Source organism: Amycolatopsis sp. NPDC049159 (assembly GCF_040648295.1).
Taxonomy (GTDB): Bacteria; Actinomycetota; Actinomycetes; order Mycobacteriales; family Pseudonocardiaceae; genus Amycolatopsis; species Amycolatopsis pretoriensis_A.
This window is the reverse complement of sequence record NZ_JBEZDL010000007.1, coordinates 241,272-258,471: the sequence shown is the minus strand read 5'-3', so window position 1 is coordinate 258,471 and position 17,200 is coordinate 241,272. Positions and strand designations below refer to the sequence as shown.

20 protein-coding genes are annotated in these 17,200 nt (G+C 72.6%); 10 read left to right on the top strand and 10 right to left on the bottom strand.

What is annotated here, in order from left to right; genetic code table 11:
* The first annotated feature begins 307 nt into the window (after positions 1 to 307).
* Positions 308 to 706 (top strand): hypothetical protein, encoded by a 399-nt coding sequence (locus AB0B33_RS15975; protein WP_247021680.1) that lies wholly within the window; start codon positions 308 to 310, stop codon positions 704 to 706.
* Between the two features lie 2 nt (positions 707 to 708).
* Here AB0B33_RS15975 and AB0B33_RS15970 read toward each other — a convergent pair whose 3' ends face one another.
* The 3 genes from AB0B33_RS15970 to AB0B33_RS15960 are packed head-to-tail and all read right to left on the bottom strand — an operon-like array spanning position 709 to position 3,814.
* Positions 709 to 1,695: a hypothetical protein gene (locus AB0B33_RS15970; protein ID WP_360771834.1), complete on the bottom strand. Its 987-nt coding sequence runs from the start codon at positions 1,693 to 1,695 to the stop codon at positions 709 to 711.
* The gene (locus AB0B33_RS15965) at positions 1,692 to 2,936 is read right to left on the bottom strand and encodes an MFS transporter (protein WP_360771831.1); all 1,245 of its coding nucleotides are present in this window, start codon (positions 2,934 to 2,936) and stop codon (positions 1,692 to 1,694) included. The genes AB0B33_RS15970 and AB0B33_RS15965 overlap by 4 nt, the downstream gene beginning before the upstream one ends.
* A gap of 5 nt (positions 2,937 to 2,941) precedes the next feature.
* Positions 2,942 to 3,814, bottom strand: coding sequence for an alkaline phosphatase family protein (locus AB0B33_RS15960; RefSeq protein WP_360771828.1), 873 nt, complete (start codon positions 3,812 to 3,814; stop codon positions 2,942 to 2,944).
* A gap of 237 nt (positions 3,815 to 4,051) precedes the next feature.
* Between AB0B33_RS15960 and AB0B33_RS15955 the strand changes: the two genes are divergently transcribed.
* The 5 genes from AB0B33_RS15955 to AB0B33_RS15935 are packed head-to-tail and all read left to right on the top strand — an operon-like array spanning position 4,052 to position 7,188.
* The gene (locus AB0B33_RS15955) at positions 4,052 to 4,306 is read left to right on the top strand and encodes a hypothetical protein (protein ID WP_360771825.1); all 255 of its coding nucleotides are present in this window, start codon (positions 4,052 to 4,054) and stop codon (positions 4,304 to 4,306) included.
* Positions 4,303 to 5,304, top strand: a complete 1,002-nt coding sequence (locus tag AB0B33_RS15950) for an FAD:protein FMN transferase (protein ID WP_360771821.1) — start codon at positions 4,303 to 4,305, stop codon at positions 5,302 to 5,304. Before AB0B33_RS15955 ends, AB0B33_RS15950 begins: the two co-directional genes overlap by 4 nt.
* The gene (locus tag AB0B33_RS15945; protein ID WP_360771819.1) at positions 5,301 to 5,870 is read left to right on the top strand and encodes a ferric reductase-like transmembrane domain-containing protein; all 570 of its coding nucleotides are present in this window, start codon (positions 5,301 to 5,303) and stop codon (positions 5,868 to 5,870) included. The genes AB0B33_RS15950 and AB0B33_RS15945 overlap by 4 nt, the downstream gene beginning before the upstream one ends.
* A complete protein-coding gene (locus AB0B33_RS15940; RefSeq protein WP_360771816.1) occupies positions 5,867 to 6,997 on the top strand; it encodes an NADH-ubiquinone oxidoreductase-F iron-sulfur binding region domain-containing protein in 1,131 nt (376 codons plus the stop codon). Before AB0B33_RS15945 ends, AB0B33_RS15940 begins: the two co-directional genes overlap by 4 nt.
* A complete protein-coding gene (locus tag AB0B33_RS15935) occupies positions 6,994 to 7,188 on the top strand; it encodes a ferredoxin (RefSeq protein WP_360771814.1) in 195 nt (64 codons plus the stop codon). Before AB0B33_RS15940 ends, AB0B33_RS15935 begins: the two co-directional genes overlap by 4 nt.
* A 67-nt stretch (positions 7,189 to 7,255) precedes the next feature.
* Here AB0B33_RS15935 and AB0B33_RS15930 read toward each other — a convergent pair whose 3' ends face one another.
* Positions 7,256 to 8,461, bottom strand: a complete 1,206-nt coding sequence (locus tag AB0B33_RS15930) for a glycosyltransferase (protein WP_360772035.1) — start codon at positions 8,459 to 8,461, stop codon at positions 7,256 to 7,258.
* A 250-nt stretch (positions 8,462 to 8,711) separates the two neighbouring features.
* Between AB0B33_RS15930 and AB0B33_RS15925 the strand changes: the two genes are divergently transcribed.
* Positions 8,712 to 9,035 carry an STAS domain-containing protein gene (locus AB0B33_RS15925; protein WP_360771811.1) on the top strand — a complete coding sequence of 108 codons (324 nt, stop codon included), beginning with the start codon at positions 8,712 to 8,714 and terminating at the stop codon, positions 9,033 to 9,035.
* On the opposite strand, the gene AB0B33_RS15920 is transcribed toward AB0B33_RS15925, so the two are convergent.
* The 6 genes from AB0B33_RS15920 to AB0B33_RS15895 all read right to left on the bottom strand — a co-directional run bounded on the left by AB0B33_RS15920 (position 9,032) and on the right by AB0B33_RS15895 (position 14,449).
* Entirely contained in the window at positions 9,032 to 9,340 is a 309-nt protein-coding gene (locus tag AB0B33_RS15920) for a protease inhibitor I42 family protein (protein WP_247021700.1), read from the bottom strand. The genes AB0B33_RS15925 and AB0B33_RS15920 overlap by 4 nt on opposite strands.
* A gap of 4 nt (positions 9,341 to 9,344) precedes the next feature.
* Entirely contained in the window at positions 9,345 to 9,761 is a 417-nt protein-coding gene (locus AB0B33_RS15915; RefSeq protein ID WP_360771807.1) for a hypothetical protein, read from the bottom strand.
* Positions 9,762 to 9,770: 9 nt separating this feature from the next.
* The gene (locus AB0B33_RS15910; protein WP_247021704.1) at positions 9,771 to 10,901 is read right to left on the bottom strand and encodes a C1 family peptidase; all 1,131 of its coding nucleotides are present in this window, start codon (positions 10,899 to 10,901) and stop codon (positions 9,771 to 9,773) included.
* A 137-nt stretch (positions 10,902 to 11,038) separates the two neighbouring features.
* A complete protein-coding gene (locus tag AB0B33_RS15905; protein ID WP_360771804.1) occupies positions 11,039 to 11,329 on the bottom strand; it encodes a hypothetical protein in 291 nt (96 codons plus the stop codon).
* A gap of 218 nt (positions 11,330 to 11,547) precedes the next feature.
* Entirely contained in the window at positions 11,548 to 13,428 is a 1,881-nt protein-coding gene (locus tag AB0B33_RS15900) for a protein kinase (protein WP_360771801.1), read from the bottom strand.
* Between the two features lie 61 nt (positions 13,429 to 13,489).
* On the bottom strand, positions 13,490 to 14,449 hold the full coding sequence (locus tag AB0B33_RS15895; RefSeq protein ID WP_360771798.1) for an SDR family NAD(P)-dependent oxidoreductase: 960 nt from the start codon (positions 14,447 to 14,449) through the stop codon (positions 13,490 to 13,492).
* Between the two features lie 105 nt (positions 14,450 to 14,554).
* On the opposite strand from AB0B33_RS15895, the gene AB0B33_RS15890 reads away from it, so the two are divergent.
* From AB0B33_RS15890 to AB0B33_RS15880, 3 genes are all read left to right on the top strand, one after another.
* A complete protein-coding gene (locus AB0B33_RS15890; protein ID WP_360771795.1) occupies positions 14,555 to 15,103 on the top strand; it encodes a DUF6069 family protein in 549 nt (182 codons plus the stop codon).
* The gene (locus AB0B33_RS15885; protein WP_360771792.1) at positions 15,103 to 15,519 is read left to right on the top strand and encodes a nitroreductase/quinone reductase family protein; all 417 of its coding nucleotides are present in this window, start codon (positions 15,103 to 15,105) and stop codon (positions 15,517 to 15,519) included. The genes AB0B33_RS15890 and AB0B33_RS15885 overlap by 1 nt, the downstream gene beginning before the upstream one ends.
* A gap of 73 nt (positions 15,520 to 15,592) precedes the next feature.
* Positions 15,593 to 17,170: a hypothetical protein gene (locus tag AB0B33_RS15880; RefSeq protein WP_360771789.1), complete on the top strand. Its 1,578-nt coding sequence runs from the start codon at positions 15,593 to 15,595 to the stop codon at positions 17,168 to 17,170.
* Positions 17,171 to 17,200: the final 30 nt, after the last annotated feature.

Below are 17,200 nucleotides of genomic sequence, written 5' to 3'. Positions count from 1 at the left end.
CCGCGAGTTTGCCGACCGGGTGTACACGGGCCGTACAAAACAAAAGTGAACCGCCGGCGGCGCGCGTCCGTACTACTGGGTGAGGGGCTGTTTCCGGCTACCCCGAAACCGGTCCTGAGCTGCGGTTTCGCCGCCCTGCGGGTCACCTCGTTCGGCTGCTTGCGGCAGTGTCGCCCCCTCGTTCATGATGGGGTTCCGGGGTCCGCGAAATTCGTTCACGTCGAATAGCCAGGTGTCGGCCATGCTTCGGAAGAACCGTCCGTCCGGAAGTGAACGCCATGCTGCTACCCGTCGCCGAGGCCGCCTGATGGCCGCGGACCTGCCCGGCCTCGCCATCGTCGCCGGCCTGCTGCTCCCGGCGCTGGCCGCCGCGGCCTGGGCGATCGCCCTCGAGCGGCGCACGCGCCGCGGCCCCGACGAGCCGGACGAAGAGCCGGACTGGACGGTGGCCGGCATCCAGGCGCGCCTGCGCTTCGAGCAGTCGGCGCGCCGGGTCGCGGAGGCGGGCACGATCGCGCTGCCGACCCTGCCGATCCCGCGGCAGACGGGCCCCGAGTCCTCGCTGGACGGGCTGCCGTGGCGGACGCCGCGGACCCTCCCGCCCCCGCGCCCGATGGGCCGCGTGCCGGCGCCGCAGCTGGCGTTCGCGGCCCCCGACACCGACCTGATGCGCCGCATCCTGGACGGCCTCCGCAAGATGGACTGACTTCAGGGGCCGGCCGTCAACGCCGCCGGCGACTCCGCCTCCGGGATGAGCAGCCGGGGCGCACCCGTGCCGTCCGCCGGCACCGACCAGACGTCCGCGTGGCCCGGCGCCCGGGGTACGCCGTAGCCGATCGTGTGGTCGTCGAGCCAGGCCGGCTGGTCGTCGACGCTGCGGGTCTCCGCCAGCGGTGTCACCTTCGACGCCGCCAGGTCCAGCACCGAAAGCCGCCAGCCGCGGGCCGGGTCGCCGTCCACCGCGGACTTGAACGCCACCCGCGTGCCGTCCGGGGACAGCGACGGGCACTCGACGTTCTCCCGCAGCGTGCGGATCGTGTGCGCGGCGAAGTCGCCCGCGACGAGGTACCGGTGCCCGGCCGAGGACATGGTCGCGTAGAAGTGGCGGTCGTCGGCGGTGAACGTGACGCCCCAGAAGTTGAGGTCGGCCGCCTGGTACGGCTTGCCGTCGACGGTCACCGCGTAGTCCTCGAGCGTGCCGGCCAGGTCGCCGGTCGCGGTGTCCAGGATGCCGGCGCGGGTGGAGAACATGCCGCCGTTGTAGGAGTCGCCGGTGACGAACACCGTCCACGCGAGCATCCGGCCGCTACCCGACACCCGCGCCCGGTTCGGCAGCCCGACCAGCGGGATCTCCCGCTTCGACGCCAGCCCCGCGTCGAGCACCACCAGCTGGTAGGTGGTCAGGTCGCCGTCCGGGCGCAGGCAGAGCCCGGTGCCGCCGGCGGCGTACACCCGGCTGCACGACAGCGGCGACACGGTCCGCGGTCCGCCCGGGTCGGTGGTCGAGACGGTGGCGACGTGGCCGCGGTCGGCGTCGGCCGTGCTGCGGAACAGCAGCCGCGGGCCGGGGGAGAGGCTGACCGCGCCGGTCGCGGTGCCGGCGTGGCCGCGCGCGCTCGCGAACCCGACGTACGCGACCGCCGCCCCGGCCAGCACGAGCACGCCGGCGACGGCGATCAGGACCCGGACCTTCATGCGGTGGCCTTCCGGGGCGAGAGGACGGCGAACGTCACGCCGATCGCGACCACGGCCCCGCCCGCGGCGACGCCGATCGCGAGCTCGGGACCCCAGAACTGCCAGGCCAGTCCGAAGAGGACGGACGAGGTGAAGTACGCGAGCGCCTGGACGGTCTGCACGAGGGAGATCCCCGTGGTACGCAACGATTCCGGCAGCAGCGGACCGGCCAGCGCCATCAGCACGCCGTCGGTCGCCGCGTAGAAGGCGCCGTACAACGCCAGCGCCGCGGCGATGAGCGGCCACCCGGACACCGGCCCGGCCAGCAGCAGGTAGACGACGGCCAGCGCGCCGTAGCCGCCGAGCACCACGGGCAGCCGCCCGATCCGGTCGGCCAGCGCGCCCAGCGGCGCGGCGAGCAGCAGGTAGCTGAGGTTCGTGCCGACCGCGAGCAGCGGGAACCAGCCGGTGGCGATGTCCTCCTCGTGCTGCAGCAACAGGTAGACGAACCCGTCGCCGACCGTGGCCAGCCCGAGCACGCACGCCGCCACCAGCAGCCGTCGCACGCCGCTGCCGCGCAGCAGCGCCGCCGCCGCGCGCGGGGTGACCGGGTTCGCGGCCGCTTTCGGCGTCCGGTGGTCGCGGACGAACAGCACCAGCAGCAGCACGCCGATCGCGGCGACGCAGAAGCTGACGACGAACACGGCGTCGAAGGCTTCGGGTTCGGCGGCGCCGACCGCGGCGAGCACGGCGAGCGCGACCAGCGGGCCGGCGAACGCGCCCACGCTGTCCATCGCGCGGTGCACGCCGAAGGCCCGGCCGAGCAGGGGTTCGGGCGCGGACAACGTGATCAGCGCGTCGCGCGGGGCCGTCCGCAGCCCCTTGCCGGTGCGGTCGAGCGTGATGACCGCGCCGATCGCGGCCGCCGACGCCCCGGCCGCGAGCAGCCCGAGCTTCGCCACCGCGGACAGCGCGTACCCCGCGCCGGCCACGACCTTGCGCCGCCGGACCCGGTCGGCGACGTAGCCGCCGGCGATCCGCAGCACCGCCGTCGCGCCGGTGTAGAGGCCGTCGAACAGCCCGTACGCGGCGGGGCTCAGGTGCAGGCCGAGCACCAGGTAGACCGGCAGGACCGCGGTGACCATCTCCGAGGAGACGTCGGTGACCAGGCTGACCGCGCCGAGCGCGAAGACGTTCGCGCCGACCGCCGAGAGCTTGCCCTTCGCGGCGTGCTCTCGGCGGCCGATGGTGGAGAGGTACACGCGGGTTACTGCCAGACGTCGAGGATCGGCGACTTGCTCGCGGCGCCGCCGATGCCCGGCAGGCCGTAGGACGCCTCGATCGTGCGCAGCACGGTGTAGTGGTTGATCGATTCGCTGTAGCTGCCGACCTTGACGTGGGCGCCGGTGAAGCTGGTGAAGATCTGGTTGACCGACGTGCCGCTGTCCTCGTCGAAGGTGGTGATCAGCAGGCTGTTGTGGGTCTTGGCCCACTGCGCGTAGGCGTCGAGGTGGTTCTTCAGCCAGGAGTCGCCGGTGCCGACGCTGCAATCGTGCATGTCGTTGCACATGTCGGGCGTGACGAACGAAACGGTCGGCAGCTGGGTGAAGTCGGCGGGGAAGCTCGAGTACCGGACGTTGCTCGCGGCGGGGACGTTCGAGAAGTCGACCCAGCTGTTGTGCTTGCGCCGGTAGGTGCCGCTCGAACAGCCGGTGTAGCCGTCGGACGGCATGGCTTCGGAGTAGCCCTTGAACGACTTGCCCGCGCCGATCAGCTGCTGGCCGAGGTTGGCCTTGGCGCCGAGGTTCGCGGGGCAGCTGTCGTCGGTGACGCCCTGCGTCGCGCCGGAGAAGAGGGCGACGTAGTTGGGCTGGCTCGGGTGGGTGATCGCGAACGAGTTGGTGAACTTCGCGCTCTGCGAGGCGAGGGAATTGAAGTAGGGCGCGCTGGAGCTGCCGTTGATCGAGGAGTACTTCTTGTTCTCGAACATCACCAGGACGATGTGGTCGAACGCGGGCACGGCCGCCGCGGTCGGCTGCACGGCGGGCTCCGCCGTCCGGGTGACGACCGCGGTCGTGACCGCGCCCGCGGTGACCAGAGCGGCGGCGGCGAACACGGCGGCGATCCGCTTGCGGATCATGGGTCCTCCAGCGTGTGGTGGGAGAGGGCGCCTCATGATGCCCATCGCGGAGGGCTGCTGCGTGCCGTGTCGTGGTCCGGTTCGTGAACACCTGGAAACCCTCCGGCGGACAACGGAAAGAGTGGGTTAATGCCTTTCCGGTGTCAACCTCCTTTGGTAGGTGTCCACAATGGCCGGTCAGGGAGTTGACAGGTCGTTCCCAGCTCGCTCAAAGGAACGCGGCCGAGACTCGTTCCCATGGACCCCTCGACCACCGCCAGGACCGCTCACCGGGAACGGGGCCGCCGCAAGGCCGCCCTGGTCACGGCGACGGCCGCCCTGCTGGGCGCGGCCGCCGCCGGCGCGATCGGCTTCGGCCTGTCGACGGCGGACGCGGACACCTCGCAGACGACCACCACGACCGATTCCGGAGACCAGGACCAGCTGCAGGCCCCGGACAACGGCCTGAGCTCCGGTTCGGGCTCCGCGCACACGGGATCGGGGGCGTCGTGACGACCGCGGCGACGGCGTTCCGCGCCCTCGGCACGACGGCGGAGCTGCTGGTCACCGACCCGGCCCGGCTGGGTGCGGCGACCGAGCTCCTGCACGGGGAACTGGCGGCGATCGACCTCGCGTGCAGCCGGTTCCGGCCGGACTCGGAGATCTCGCGGTTGCACGAGGCCGCGGGCCGGCAGGTGCGGGTGAGCCCGCTGCTGGCGGAGGCTCTGGGCGTCGCGCTGAGGGCGGCCCGGGTGAGTGACGGGCTGGTCGACCCCACGGTGGGGGACGCGGTGCGCGAGCTGGGCTACGACCGCGACTTCGCCGAGGTGGCGGGACGCGTCGATGCCGCCGAGGCCGGGCGGGCACCGGGCGAAGAGGACTTGACCGCTTCCGAGCGTGCCGTCGGCGGCTCCGACCTCGCGGCGGCACCCGCCGATTCCGCCCCGCCCACGCCCGCTCCCGGCTGGCACCGCGTGCTCTTCGATCCCGTCCGACGACTCGTCGTCCTGCCCCGCGGTGTCCGCCTCGACCTCGGCGCCACCGCGAAAGCCCTCGCCGCCGACCGGGCCGCGCGGCGGATCCACTCCGTCGTCGGCTGCGGGACGCTCGTCAACCTCGGTGGCGACCTGCGCGCCGCCGGGCGGCCGCCGGCCGGGGGGTGGCAGGTCGCGCTGGCCGACGACCACGCCGGTGCCGTCGCCTCCCCGGACGCCACCGTCGCGCTGCACCGGGACTTCGCCTTGGCCAGCTCGGGGATCACCCGGCGGCGCTGGCGGCTTGGTGGCCGGACGGTGCACCACATCGTCGACCCGCGCACCGGCGACGTCCCGGAACCCCGCTGGCGCACCGCGAGCGTCGCCGCGAAGTCCACTGTGGACGCCAACACGGCGGCCACGGCGGCGATCGTGCTCGGCGCCGCCGCACCGGAGTGGCTGGCCCGGCGGCGGCTGCCCGCGCGGCTCGTCGGCGTCGGCGGCGACGTCGTCACCACGCCCGGGTGGCCGTCGTGAGCACCGCCGTCTGGTACTTCAGCCGCGCGACCGGGCTCGTGTCGCTGGTGCTCTTCACCGGCGTCGTCGTGCTCGGCGCGCTCGGCGCCGGCCGGTTCGCGACGCCCGCGTGGCCGCGGTTCACCGTCGCCGCCGTGCACCGGAACCTCGCGCTGACCAGTCTCGCCTTCCTCGTCGTGCACATCGCGTCGGCGATCCTCGACGGCTACGTCCCGCTGAGCTGGCTCGACGTCGTGCTCCCGTTCGGCGCGGGCTACCAGCCGTTCTGGGTGGGCCTCGGCGCCGTCGCGATCGACCTGCTGCTCGCGATCGTCGTCACCAGCCTGGTCCGGACCCGCCTGCCCGCGCGGGTGTGGCGCGCCGTGCACTGGCTGGCCTACCTGTGCTGGCCGGTCGCGCTGGTGCACGGCATCGGCATGGCCGAGGACGACGCCGCGCGGGGCTGGATCGTCGCGCTCGACGTGCTGTGCGCGCTGGCCGTGCTCGGCGCCGTCGCCTACCGCGCCGGCGTGAAGCACGCCGACACCGAAACCCGCAAGCTCTCGCCGCTGGGAGGCACCCGATGAGCATCCTGCCCCCGCACCGGCTCGACCTGGCCGGTCACCGGCGCCGCAACGGCGTCGTCCCCTGGGTCGCCTACCACGGTGACGACGGCCGCGACCGGCTGGTGGAAGCCGTCGAAGCGGCCGGCCTGCGCGGCCGGGGCGGCGGCGGCTTCCCGACGGCGGTGAAGCTGCGCGCGGCCCGGTCGCGGCGCTCGATCGTCGTCGCGAACGGCTGCGAAGGCGACCCGCTCAGCCGGAAGGACGCCGCGCTGCTGGCGTTGTCACCGCACCTGGTGGTGGACGGCCTGCAGCTCGCCGCGCACGCGATCGGCGCCACCGAGACCGTGCTGTGCGTGCACGCGGGCAGCCCGGTGCTGCCGAGCGTGACCGCGGCGCTGGCCGAGCGCGACGACCGCGTGCCGGTGCGGATCGCGGAGATCCCACGGCGGTACGTCGCCAGCGAGGAGAGCGCGCTGGTCCACTTCCTGACGTCCGGCGACGCGCGGCCGCTGGGCAAGGAGCCGCGGCCCGCCGAACGCGGGGTGCGGGGCCGCCCGACGCTGGTGGACAACGTCGAAACGCTGGCGCAGCTCGCTTCGGTGGTGCTGCTCGGCCCGCACCACTACCGCGCCGCGCGCACGGACCTGGTGACGGTGACCGGCGCGGTCCGCACCCCCGGCGTCGTCGAGCTCCCGGCGGGCCCGTCCCTGACGGCGGTGCTGGCCGCGGCGGGCGGCGAAACCGAGCCGCTGCAGGCGGTCCTCGTCGGCGGCTACGGCGGCACCTGGACGACCGACCTGCGGCTCGGGCTGTCGGGAATCCCGGCGGTGTACGCACTTCCGGCGAGCGCGTGCGGGCTGGAGTACACGGCGAAGGTGCTGGCGTTCCTCGCGGCGGAGTCGGCCCGGCAGTGCGGCCCGTGCATGTTCGGCCTCCCGTCGATCGCGGCGGATTTCGCGGAGCTGGTGCGCGGCGGCCCTGCGGTGCACCGGCTGGCCCACCGCCTCCCGCTGCTGACCGGCCGCGGCGCGTGCGCCCACCCGGATGGCGCGGCCCGCCTGGCGGCGAGCGCGCTGCGCACGTTCGGCGCGGACGTCACCACCCACCAGGCCGGCGGCCGGTGCCGGGTGCTGGAGGGAGTGGCGTGAAGCTCTCGGTGGACCCGATCGCCTGCCGCGGCCACGGGCTGTGCGCGGACCTGCTGCCGGAGCTCGTCCGGCTGGACGAGTGGGGTTACCCGGTAGTGGCGTCGGGGCCGGTTCCGCCGGAGCTGGCGGCCGAGACCCGCCGCGCGGCAAACGCTTGCCCGGCACTGGCGTTGCGGTTGCGGAAGGCGTGATCCGCCGGTTCCGCGCCGGGCGTCGAGGACTTCGACGCGCTCGATCAGCCGAACGGGAACCGGTGACTCAGGCGGACGTCAGCGGCGCCGTCGCCAGCAGGTGGCTCGCCGCCACGCTTGCTCCGTCCGCCCGGACCTCGCCCGCGAACCGGCGCGCCCGGGCCGCCACCTCCGGGCTCAGCGCGACCTCCAGCGCCGCCGTCAACGCGGCCTCGGCCGGCACGCCCGGCTCCGTGGCCGCGCCGATGCCCAGCGTGCCGACGCGGGCGGCGAAGTAGTGCTGGTCGTACATCTGCGGCGCCACCACCTGGGGCGCGCCCGCGCGGGCCGCCGCCGTCGTCGTGCCCGCGCCGCCGTGGTGGACGACCGCCGCCACCCGGCGGAACAACGCCTGTTGGTTCACCTCGCCCACGCCGAAGCAGTCCGAGGCGCCGGGCGCGGCGAGGTCCGCCCAGCCGCGGGCGATGACCGCCCGGCGGCCGTGCGCGCGGGCCGACGCCAGCATCGACTCGGCGAGCTCGCCCGGGGCGCGCATGCTGCCGAACCCGAAGTACACCGGTGGCTCGCCCGCGTCGAGGAACTCCTCGAGCCCGGGTGGCAGCGGGCGCTCGTCCGGCCAGATCCATGCGCCCGTCTGGACGATCCGGGAGTCACCCGGTTCGGGCCACGGCGCCAGCGCCGCGTCGGCCGCCAGCCACGGCCGGTCGGAGAACACGTGCGTCGGCAGGTCGGCGAGGGGCGGCTGGCCGGCCGCCGCGCGGTGCTCGTTGACCCGGGCACCGAAAAATGTGTTCCAGCGGTCCGCGTCTTCGGCCCAAAGGGCGCGGTTTTCCGCCTTTCCGGGCGACCGCCACGGCATCGGCGGCGGCGCGTGCAGATCCGACGGCAGGGTGATCGGGCAAAAACTCGCGTAGACGTAGGCGGCGCCGCGGCGCTCGGCGATCGAGCGGGCGGCGAACTGCAGGGCCCCGGCCGCGACCAGGACGTCACAGCCCTCGGCCGCGGCGCCGATCGTCTCGAACTGGGTCGTCACGGTGTCCTCGGCCGCCCTGCGGATCTGCTCCGGTGTCGGCGGAACCCGGTGCGCCGACGCGGTTCCGCGCAGCAGCGGGCCGATCGGCACGACGTCGAACCCGAGCTCGTCGAGTCCGTCCCGGAAGTCGGGCGGCACGCACAGCCGGACGTCCTGCCCGAGCGCGCTCAGTTCCGAGGCCAGCGCCACCACCGGCTGCACTTCGCCCCGCGAGCCGATCGTGGACAGCAGCACGCGCATGGAAAATCCCCTCATCGGAAAATGGTGAGCCCGGATTGTGGACCCGCACCCGGGGCTTGCCGCAAGCCCCGGTATCCGCTATACATTCGAATGGGGAGAGGGAATCTCGTGTCCTCTTCGACTTCTGATCGTGCTGCTTCCGGTGTGCTCTCCTGGCCCGCTCAGCCTGCGCCCACCCGGGGTCCTGCCGTAACCTTTGATGACCGAACCCGGACCCGGTGAGGAAAAACCCGGTCGGCAGGAGGTCAGGATGACACTTCGCAGCGTGCTCCTCGAAGACGAGGTCATCCTGTCCGTGGACGGGGTCTTCGACGGCGGCTTGGCCCCCAGCTACCACCAGGCGATCGAAGACGCCTTCGCCGAAGCGGTCCGCCGCATCGTCGTGGACCTCACGATGGCCACGGCGGTCGACGGCGGCGGCATCGCGGTGCTGGCCGCGACGGCGGCGGGCTGCACCGCCCGCGAGACGCAGCTGATCATCGCGATGCCGCGGGGCGTCGAGGCCGTCATCACGGATCCGGCCCAGGTCAGGCTGCTCCTGCGCAGCTTCGAACCCTGGCAGGACGCCGGCTAGCGGACCCGCACGGTGAACCGGAAGCGGTGCAGCTCGCTCTCCGGCGCCCACGGCCGCGCGTGCCGCGCCACCAGCGTCGTCTCACCCGGCTCGTCCGCGTGCAGGACGAACCGGTGTTCGCCGGTGCCGCCGGCCCGGTCCGCCACCGGGTGGAGGGTCTCTTCGACCACTCGCAGCGGCGGTTCCGGGCCGTCGAGCACCCACTGGTAGCCGGTGCCCGCGTTCTCGGGCAGGCGCAGCTCCAGCCGTTCGCCGGGCGCGACGTCCGCCGCCGCGCCGTCGGCTTCGAGCGTGATCACCCGCACGGGCTCACCACAGGTAGATCTCGTGGATGAAGCCGTCGGCGGCCTCGGGGTAGGTGACCGAGCCGCTCAGTTTCGCCGACGCGGCGAGCATCAACAGCGTTTCGTGCACGCCGTCGCTGTTCGTCGCGAGGTGCTTCCAGCCGACGCCGTCGACGAACGCGTAGCCGTTGCGGGGGGCGTTGTTCGTCCAGAGGGCGAGCAACTTCTTGTTCGACTGCCACGCCGCGGCCGTGGTGACCGGGGCGGCGGCCCGCGCGGCGCCCGGCGGGCTCAGCACCGGTTCGGCGCTCGGTTCGGCGGCGACGGTGGCCGTCGTCGCCGCGGTCAGCTGGTCGGGGGTGAGCGGCTGGGGCGCGTTGTCCGGGCTGGCGGCCGGGGCCACCGCCACGGGAGTGCTGGACGGACTGGTCGATGTGGCCATCGCGGGCTCCTAGAAGACGTAGGTCTCGATGATCGTGCCGTTGTTGCTGAACGCGTTGACCGGACGGCCACCCTGCTTCGCGGCGATCAGCTCGATCAGCATCGCCTTGTTGACCACTTCGCTGTCGGCGGCCAGGTGCAGCCAGCCCATGTTCTGCAGGTACGCCCAGGTGTTGCGCTCCTGGTCGTTGCTCCAGAGGCCGAGCACCGACGTCGAGCCGGTCCACGAGCGCAGGTTCACCGCGCCGACCTGGTGGACCTGCCAGGTCTCGATGCCGCACTCGCCGTAGGCGATCCGGAAGAAGCCGCCGTCGCCCCAGCTGGTGCTCCAGCTGTTCTTCGCGATCCAGCAGCCCTGGCTGTCGTCGTAGCCGACGAGCGTCACGCAGTGACCGCCGGCGAGCGAGCCGGTGACGTGCCGGTAGACGCCGGTCTTGTAGGAGAAGAAGTCCTGGTACACCAGGAAACACGCGACGAGCGCGCCGCGCGCGGCCAGCTGTTCCTTCATCGCCGCGGGGTTGCCGGTCAACGCCGCGTACGACGGCGTGGTCGCGAGCCGGTTCGGCCAGTCGGCGTTCAGCTTGGCGGCGGAGCGGTTGCGTGGGCTGTACGGGAAGTAGTCCTCGTACGTGATGCCGACGTCGTGGCAGAACTTCAGCGCCCGGTCGGGCATCCAGCCGGTGTCGCAGGTCGCGCCGTCGTTCGCGCCGTGGGTGTAGAACAGGTGCGCTTCGGACAGGTCGAGCTGCAGGCCGGGCTGCCCGCGCGTGAACGCGGCGACGGTTTCGATCGTGGCGGCCGTGCCGAAGGAAACGCAGGAACCGCAGTCACCCTGGTCCTTCACCGGCGTGACGTAGTTGGCGCCACCGGTGTTGCGGCTGTCGAACTGCGCGGCGGCGCCGGCTCCGGAAACGGCGGTGGCGCGGGCGGCTTCACCCTGGGCGAGGGATTTCGCCGTCGATTCGAGGTCGTGCCGCTCGGCTTCCGGGGGCAGCGGGACACCCAGCCGGTGGCGGCGCTGGTCCTCTTCGAGGATGGTCATGGAGTTCTCGCCCATGACCCACGGATGGCCCTGCGCGGCGAGTTCCGTGCGGACCCGGTCGAGTTCGACCGGTGACGCGGGGGTTGCGGGATCGGCCATGATGACTCCCCAATCTTCGACGCCTCACGCGGCGGTGGCCGTGCCCGATCGGTTCTACTCCCGCCGCGGTCGTGGTCACCAGAGCGGTCATCCTTTTGCCGAGGAGCAGTTTTGTGGCGACCGGAAAATTGTGGCTGTCAAGAAATCTCGACGCGGTCGGCGATTTCGGAAACGTCTTCCCGGCCGGACAGTTCTTCGGCGAAGATGGTGTCGATCTTCCGGCTCGCGGTTCGCAGTTTCGCGAAGCCCGCCCCGAGCAGCACGAGCACGACGAGCACCGCCGGCGGCCAGATCGCCCCGGCGGTGATCAGTGCCGAAGCCGCGAAAACCGCCCGGCCGGTGACCCGGTGCCACGCGGGACGGGGCTTGGCGTGCCGTCCGCGCGGGGTGTGGGCAACGGGCCGCGCGAGGGCAGCGTGGACACTCATCCAGACCTCCGGAATTTCATCGAACCGGCCGGGACGGGGATTCCCGGCGGAGGCGCCCGCTCGTTCGGCGCCACCGGATGTGTCGAGGTGGGAGGCGTTCCGGTTACCGGTCGTTATTGTTTCGAGTCCGAATTCGGGAAAGGGAGTCCGCGATTGTTTCGGCGGCTATTCCACACCAGGGCCGTTAGGCCCGGATCGGCGCGCCGGAGGTCCCGCGCTCAGGTGTCGTCGTGCCCGCCGGTGCCCTTCCCCTTGCCACGGGTTTCCCCCTTGCCGATCTTGCCCGGCTTGGTGGTGGGCGGCGCGGAGCGGGTGGGAGTCGGGTGGGTGACGGCGGCGGGTTCGAGCGAGGGAGGGGTGACCGACGGCCGCGGTTGCTGCTGCGGATCGGGAGTACCCCGGTCGGCGAGCGGCCCGGACGTGGCGGAGGTGGCGGAGGGCGCGGTGGCCACCGGCGCGGGCGGTTGCGCCGGGGTGGTGGTCCCGGTGTCCCGCAGGGTGAGGAGGCCACCGAGGACGGCGGCGACGGCCACGGTGGCAAGCGCCCCGGCGACGGCCATCCGGCGGCGTCGCGCGGGCCGCGGGTCGGCGCTGGGGGAGGTGAGGAGAGCGGTGTCGGGGTACGCGGCGGCAGGGGAGCCGGGCTCGGCGGCGGCAGGTGCGTCGTTTGGGTGGCGGTTGCCGATGTGGTGGTCGAACTCGGCGGCAGGGGTCGCATCGCTCCGGTAGTGGGCGGCTTGGGCGGCGTGGTGGCCGGGCTCGGCGGCAGGTGTTGCACCGCTCCGGTGGTGGCCGGCTTGGGCGGCGGTGCCGGCGGCGTGGTGGCCGGGCTCGGCGGCTTGGGCCGCGTCGGCGCCTGGGGCACGGTGGTGCGGCTCGGCAGCGGGGACCGCGTCACTCGGGTGCTGACCGCTCCGGGCCGCCTCGGCGGCTGGGGCCGCGCCGGCGGCCGGGGCCCAGTGGTGCGGCTCGGCGGCGGGGATCTCGCCGCTCGGGTGGTGGCTGGATCGGGGGGCTTCGGCGGTGGTGCCTTCGGTGCGGTGGCGAAGCTCGGCCGAGGCCGTTCCCTGGTCGCCTCGGGCGGAGCCGGGAATCGATGCCGCCGCGAGGTCGGTGGCCGCGCCTGCCGCGAGCTCCGCCGTCGTCACCACCTTCAGCCGGCGGCGCCACAGCGGCCGCCGGACGAACGGGGTCACCGGAGCCGGTGAGCGCAGCAACTCGCGCACTTCCTCTGCCGTGGGCCGGTCGCGTGGCTCGCGGCGGGTCATCCGGCGCAACGTGTGCGCCAGGGAGGCCGGTACGTCCGCCGGGATCCGCGGTGGCCGGCTGAGGCGGGCCATCGCCGCCTCCACCATCGTGCCCGCGTACTCGCGCTCGCCCGTCAGGCACTCCAGCAGGATCAGGCCCAGCGCGTACACGTCCGCCGGTGGCCCGGCCGGCTCGCCGCTGACCTGCTCCGGAGCCAGGTACGCCGCCGTGCCCGGGACCACGCCCGTGCCCGTGATGTGCGTCGTGTCCAGGGCGTGCGCGATGCCGAAGTCGCCGATCAGCGGACCGGCCGCGGAGAGGAACACATTGGCCGGCTTCAGATCGCGGTGGACGACGCGGCGGGCGTGGACGTGGGCCAGCGCTTCCACCAGCCCGTCCGCCAGCTCCGTGACCTCGGCCGCCGGCATCGGGCCGCTGAGCAGGCGCTCCGCCAGGTTTTCGCCCTCGACCAGCTGCATCACCAGGAACGTGCGGCCGTTGTCGTTGCCGCTGTCGAGCAGCGCCACCACGCCCGGGTGGCTGATGCTGGCCTGGATGGTCGTCTCGCGCAGCCGGCGCCGCTGGTCCACCGGCATCGCGTCGCGGTCGTAGATCTTGACGGCGACCTCGCGCTCCAGCCGGAGGTCATAAGCGCGGTAGACGCGGGCCGTGCCGCCGCTGCCGATCAGCCTGCCGACCTCGTAGCGGCCGGCAAGCAGGGTCGGTGGCCGCTCGTCGTCCGGCTCCCGGCGCGGCCCGGTCGTGAACTCACCCAGTACGTAGCGAGCACACGTGACGTCGTCCGAGGGGCCCGCCGTAGGGCTCCCCGCTCTCCCGGCTTCGTCGGCCACGGGCGCCAGGTACCCGGAACTCGTGCGCGGCAAACGTCGGAAGATCACCGAAAACGGGCGTTCACCGGCCCGCGAACGCGTCCACCCCGGTGAGCTGCGCGGACAGCGTCCACAAGCGAGCGGCCTGTGCGCGGTCCACAGCGTACGGACGGACGCCGGCGGCGCCGGCCTCCCCGGTGTCCTCCGGGAGCAGCTCGGCGACGTCGCAGTCCTCGAGGTACAGCCCGCCGAGCCCGGCCAGCTGCGGTGACGTCGCGGCCCACACCGTCGTCGCCGCCCCCTGCTCCGGCGTCTTGAACGCCATCAGGGTGTTCCCGGCCTCGTCGATCCAGCCGCGCTCGACCATCTCCGCCCGCGGCAGGTGCCGCTGCAGCGGCGTCATGATGCCGCCCGGGTGCAGCGCGAACGCGTGGACGCCCTTCGCGGCGCCCAGCTCGTCGAGCCGGACGGCGAACAGCACGTTGGCCGTCTTGGCCTGCCCGTAGGCCGCCCACTTGTCGTAGCCGCGCTCGAACTGGACGTCGTCCCAGCGGATCGGCGAGTTGTGGTGACCGCGCGAGGACAGCGAGATCACCCGCGCGCCGTCGGCGATCGCCGGCCACAGCCGGTTGACCAGCGCGAAGTGGCCGAGGTGGTTGGTCGCGAACTGGGCCTCCCAGCCCGGGCCGACGCGGGTTTCGGGGCAGGCCATGACGCCCGCGTTGCCGATGAAGAGGTCGATCCGCCGCCCGGTGGCGAGGAACCGCTCGGCGAAGCCGCGGACGCTGTCGAGGTCGCCCAGGTCCAGTTCGTCGACCTCCGCCAGGCCGTCCAGCGCCGCTTCGGCGGCCGCGCGGCGGCGGGCCGGGACGACGACGTGCGCGCCGGCGCCGGTCAGCGCGCGGGTGGTTTCGAGGCCGATCCCGGAGTAACCGCCGGTGACGACGGCGAGCTTCCCGGTGAGGTCGATGCCCGCGACGGCTTCGGCCGCGGTGGTGCCGGCGCCGAAGCCCGAGCCGATCTTGTGCTGTGCGGTGCTCATGCACCCGACGGTAAAACCTGGAGTGCGCTCCAGCGCAAATCGCGGCCGGGGCCGAAACAGGGGACAATCGGGGACGAGAGGCGCAGCCGACCTAGGAAGGCTCTGATGGCCGACTACTACGGGAACCAGCCCCAGGACGTCCGCCCGGGGATCGACGCGCGCCGGCTGTGGGCGGGCGGCGTAGCGACGGCGGTGGTCGCGGCCCTGCTCGCCGTCGTCGGGCTGCTGATCGCGCGCGGCATCTTCGAGGTCGAAGTGCTCGCCCCAAAAGGCGAGGGCGTCTGGGGCAACGCGAGCACCACGACGTACGCGCTGGTCGCCGCCGCGGTGGCCCTGCTCGCCACCGGGCTGATGCACCTGCTGAGCGTGGCGACGCCGGCGCCGTCCCAGTTCTTCGGCTGGATCATGGTGCTGGTCACACTCATCGCCGTGGTGCTGCCGCTGACCCTCACGGTGGCGCCGAGCGCGAAGATCGCGACGGCCGTGATCAACCTGGTGCTCGGCCTGGCCATCGCGATGGTGGTCAACAGCATGGCGGCCAGCGCCCGGACCCTGCACCGGCGCCGCCGCCAGCAGAAGACGGCCCCACCGCCGCCTCCGACGCAGCAGCAGTGGACCCAGCAGGACCCGCCGACCCGGTACTACGACCGGTGATGGACATCCAGGAGACGAACCGCCGCGTGATCCGGCAGTTCCGCGCGGGCGGCGAGGTCGAGGGCATGCACCGCGAGCGCCTGGTGCTCCTGACGACGACGGGCCGCCGCACGGGCGAGCCCCGCACGGTCCCGATGATGGTCCACCACGACGGCGAGCGGTTGCTGGTGGTGGCGTCCAACATCGGCGCGCCGAAGCACCCGGACTGGTACCTGAACCTGGCGGACGACCCGCGGGTGAAGGTGGAGGTGAACGGCCGGGAGTTCGAAGGAGAGGCCCTGCCGCTGCTGGGCGCGGACTACGTGCGGGCGTGGACGGAGCTGGAGCAGCACTACCCGTTCCTGGCGGAGCACCGGGAAAAGGCCCGGCAGGCACGCCGGGTCATCCCCATCGTGGAGCTGTCCGAAGAGGACTGACACTGGTCGATCCGGTGGTCCGCGTTCGGACCCCGGACGTATCACCTTCGAGCGAAGGAGCGACTAGGCCGGTGTGACCGAGGATGTCTCACGTGGGCTGGCTGACCTGAACGACCTCGAACGCGCGCTCGTGGACGCGGCGCGTACCGGTACGTCGTTGACGTGCGGCGCTGCCGATTCCGGCGAGCCGGGCGAGACCGGTGATCCGAGCCGGTCGATTCGCGCGCAGTTGCTGCGAGAGCTGGTGCTCGGCCGGCACGGCCCAGTGGATCCTCGGGGCATCCGCCTCACGGGCGCCCGGATCACCGGGGTGGTCGACCTCGACAACGTGGCTGCCTGCGCGGGGATGAAGCTGGCCGGGTGCTCGTTCGAGGAACGAGTCACCGCCTGGAACGCGCGGCTGCCGTGGCTGGACTTGACGTCCTCGTGGCTTCCGGGGTTCCGCGGGAATTTGATCGATGTCGAAGCGGGGCTTTGGCTCACCGGCACCGTCATCGTCGGTTCCGGGAGCGGAGGCGCTGTCGGCCTTCACAGTGCTCGTGTCAGGGGATCCCTCGATCTCAGCTACGCCCAGGTCGTCAACGACAGCGGGCCTGCTGTCCGGGCCATCGGACTCGAAGTGACCGGTAGCGTGTTCATGTCCGGTGCCGAGTTAACCGGAACTGGAAGCCCGGGCGCCGTACAGTTGTTCGGCGCTCACATCGGTGGCAACCTCGTGATGAGATCGGCGAAGATCACCAATCGCAGCGGCAAGGCCTTCGTGGCCGGTCAACTCAGGGTCGAGGGAAACCTGAACTGCGAAGGAGTCGAAGCCTCCGGTGACGACTTCGGTGGTGCGGTCTCCCTGCTCGGTGCCCACATCGGCGGCGACGCGTACTTCCGGAACACCGAAATCACCAATCGGGCGGGGCTGGCTCTGGATCTCGAGCACGCGCACGTGGTGGGGAAGGTCTTCCTCCTCCGCTCCACCTTGTGCTCGGAACCCGACGGTGCTGGGCGTTGTGAAGATCCGACGTTGGTCGATCTGAACGGATTCGAGTACGGCGCACTGGAGTCATCGCCTGGACAACCCGTCTCGTGGCAGGACTGGCTGCACATCATCCGCCACCACACGAAGTACTACCGGCCCGCGCCGTACCAGGCGCTGGCGAGCGCCGAACGCGGCGCGGGGCACGACGGCAACGTCAGACGGATCCTCATCGCCCAGCAGAAAGACCTCCACCAGCGTGCGCCGGATTCTTTGGGGAACCGGTCGACCCGGTGGTTCCACTGGCTTTGGGGAGCTCTGGCGGGCTACGGCTACCTCGCGCGGCGAACCGCGGTGGCGCTGTTCCTCGCGCTGATCACGGCAGGCGGCCTCGGTGCGTGGGCCGGGCAAGTCGCCGAGGGCGGACATCACGTCGGAGAACGCGTGAGCTCTTTCGGTTCACCGGTCGGACTGCCGTGCACCACGGTGGAACTCGTCGGGCTCGGTCTCGATCGCGGGCTCCCGCTTGCTCCGACCGGTGTCCGCGCCCGTTGTGACCTCAATCCGGACACGAACGGGGCGGCCGCTTTCACCGTCGCGATCTGGCTCCTGCAAGCCGCGATCTGGGGGCTGGCGACCCTCGCTCTCGCCGGTTACACGGGATTGATCAGGAAACCCACGTGAGCTCCCTGATCAATCCCGTGGAGTTCGTGT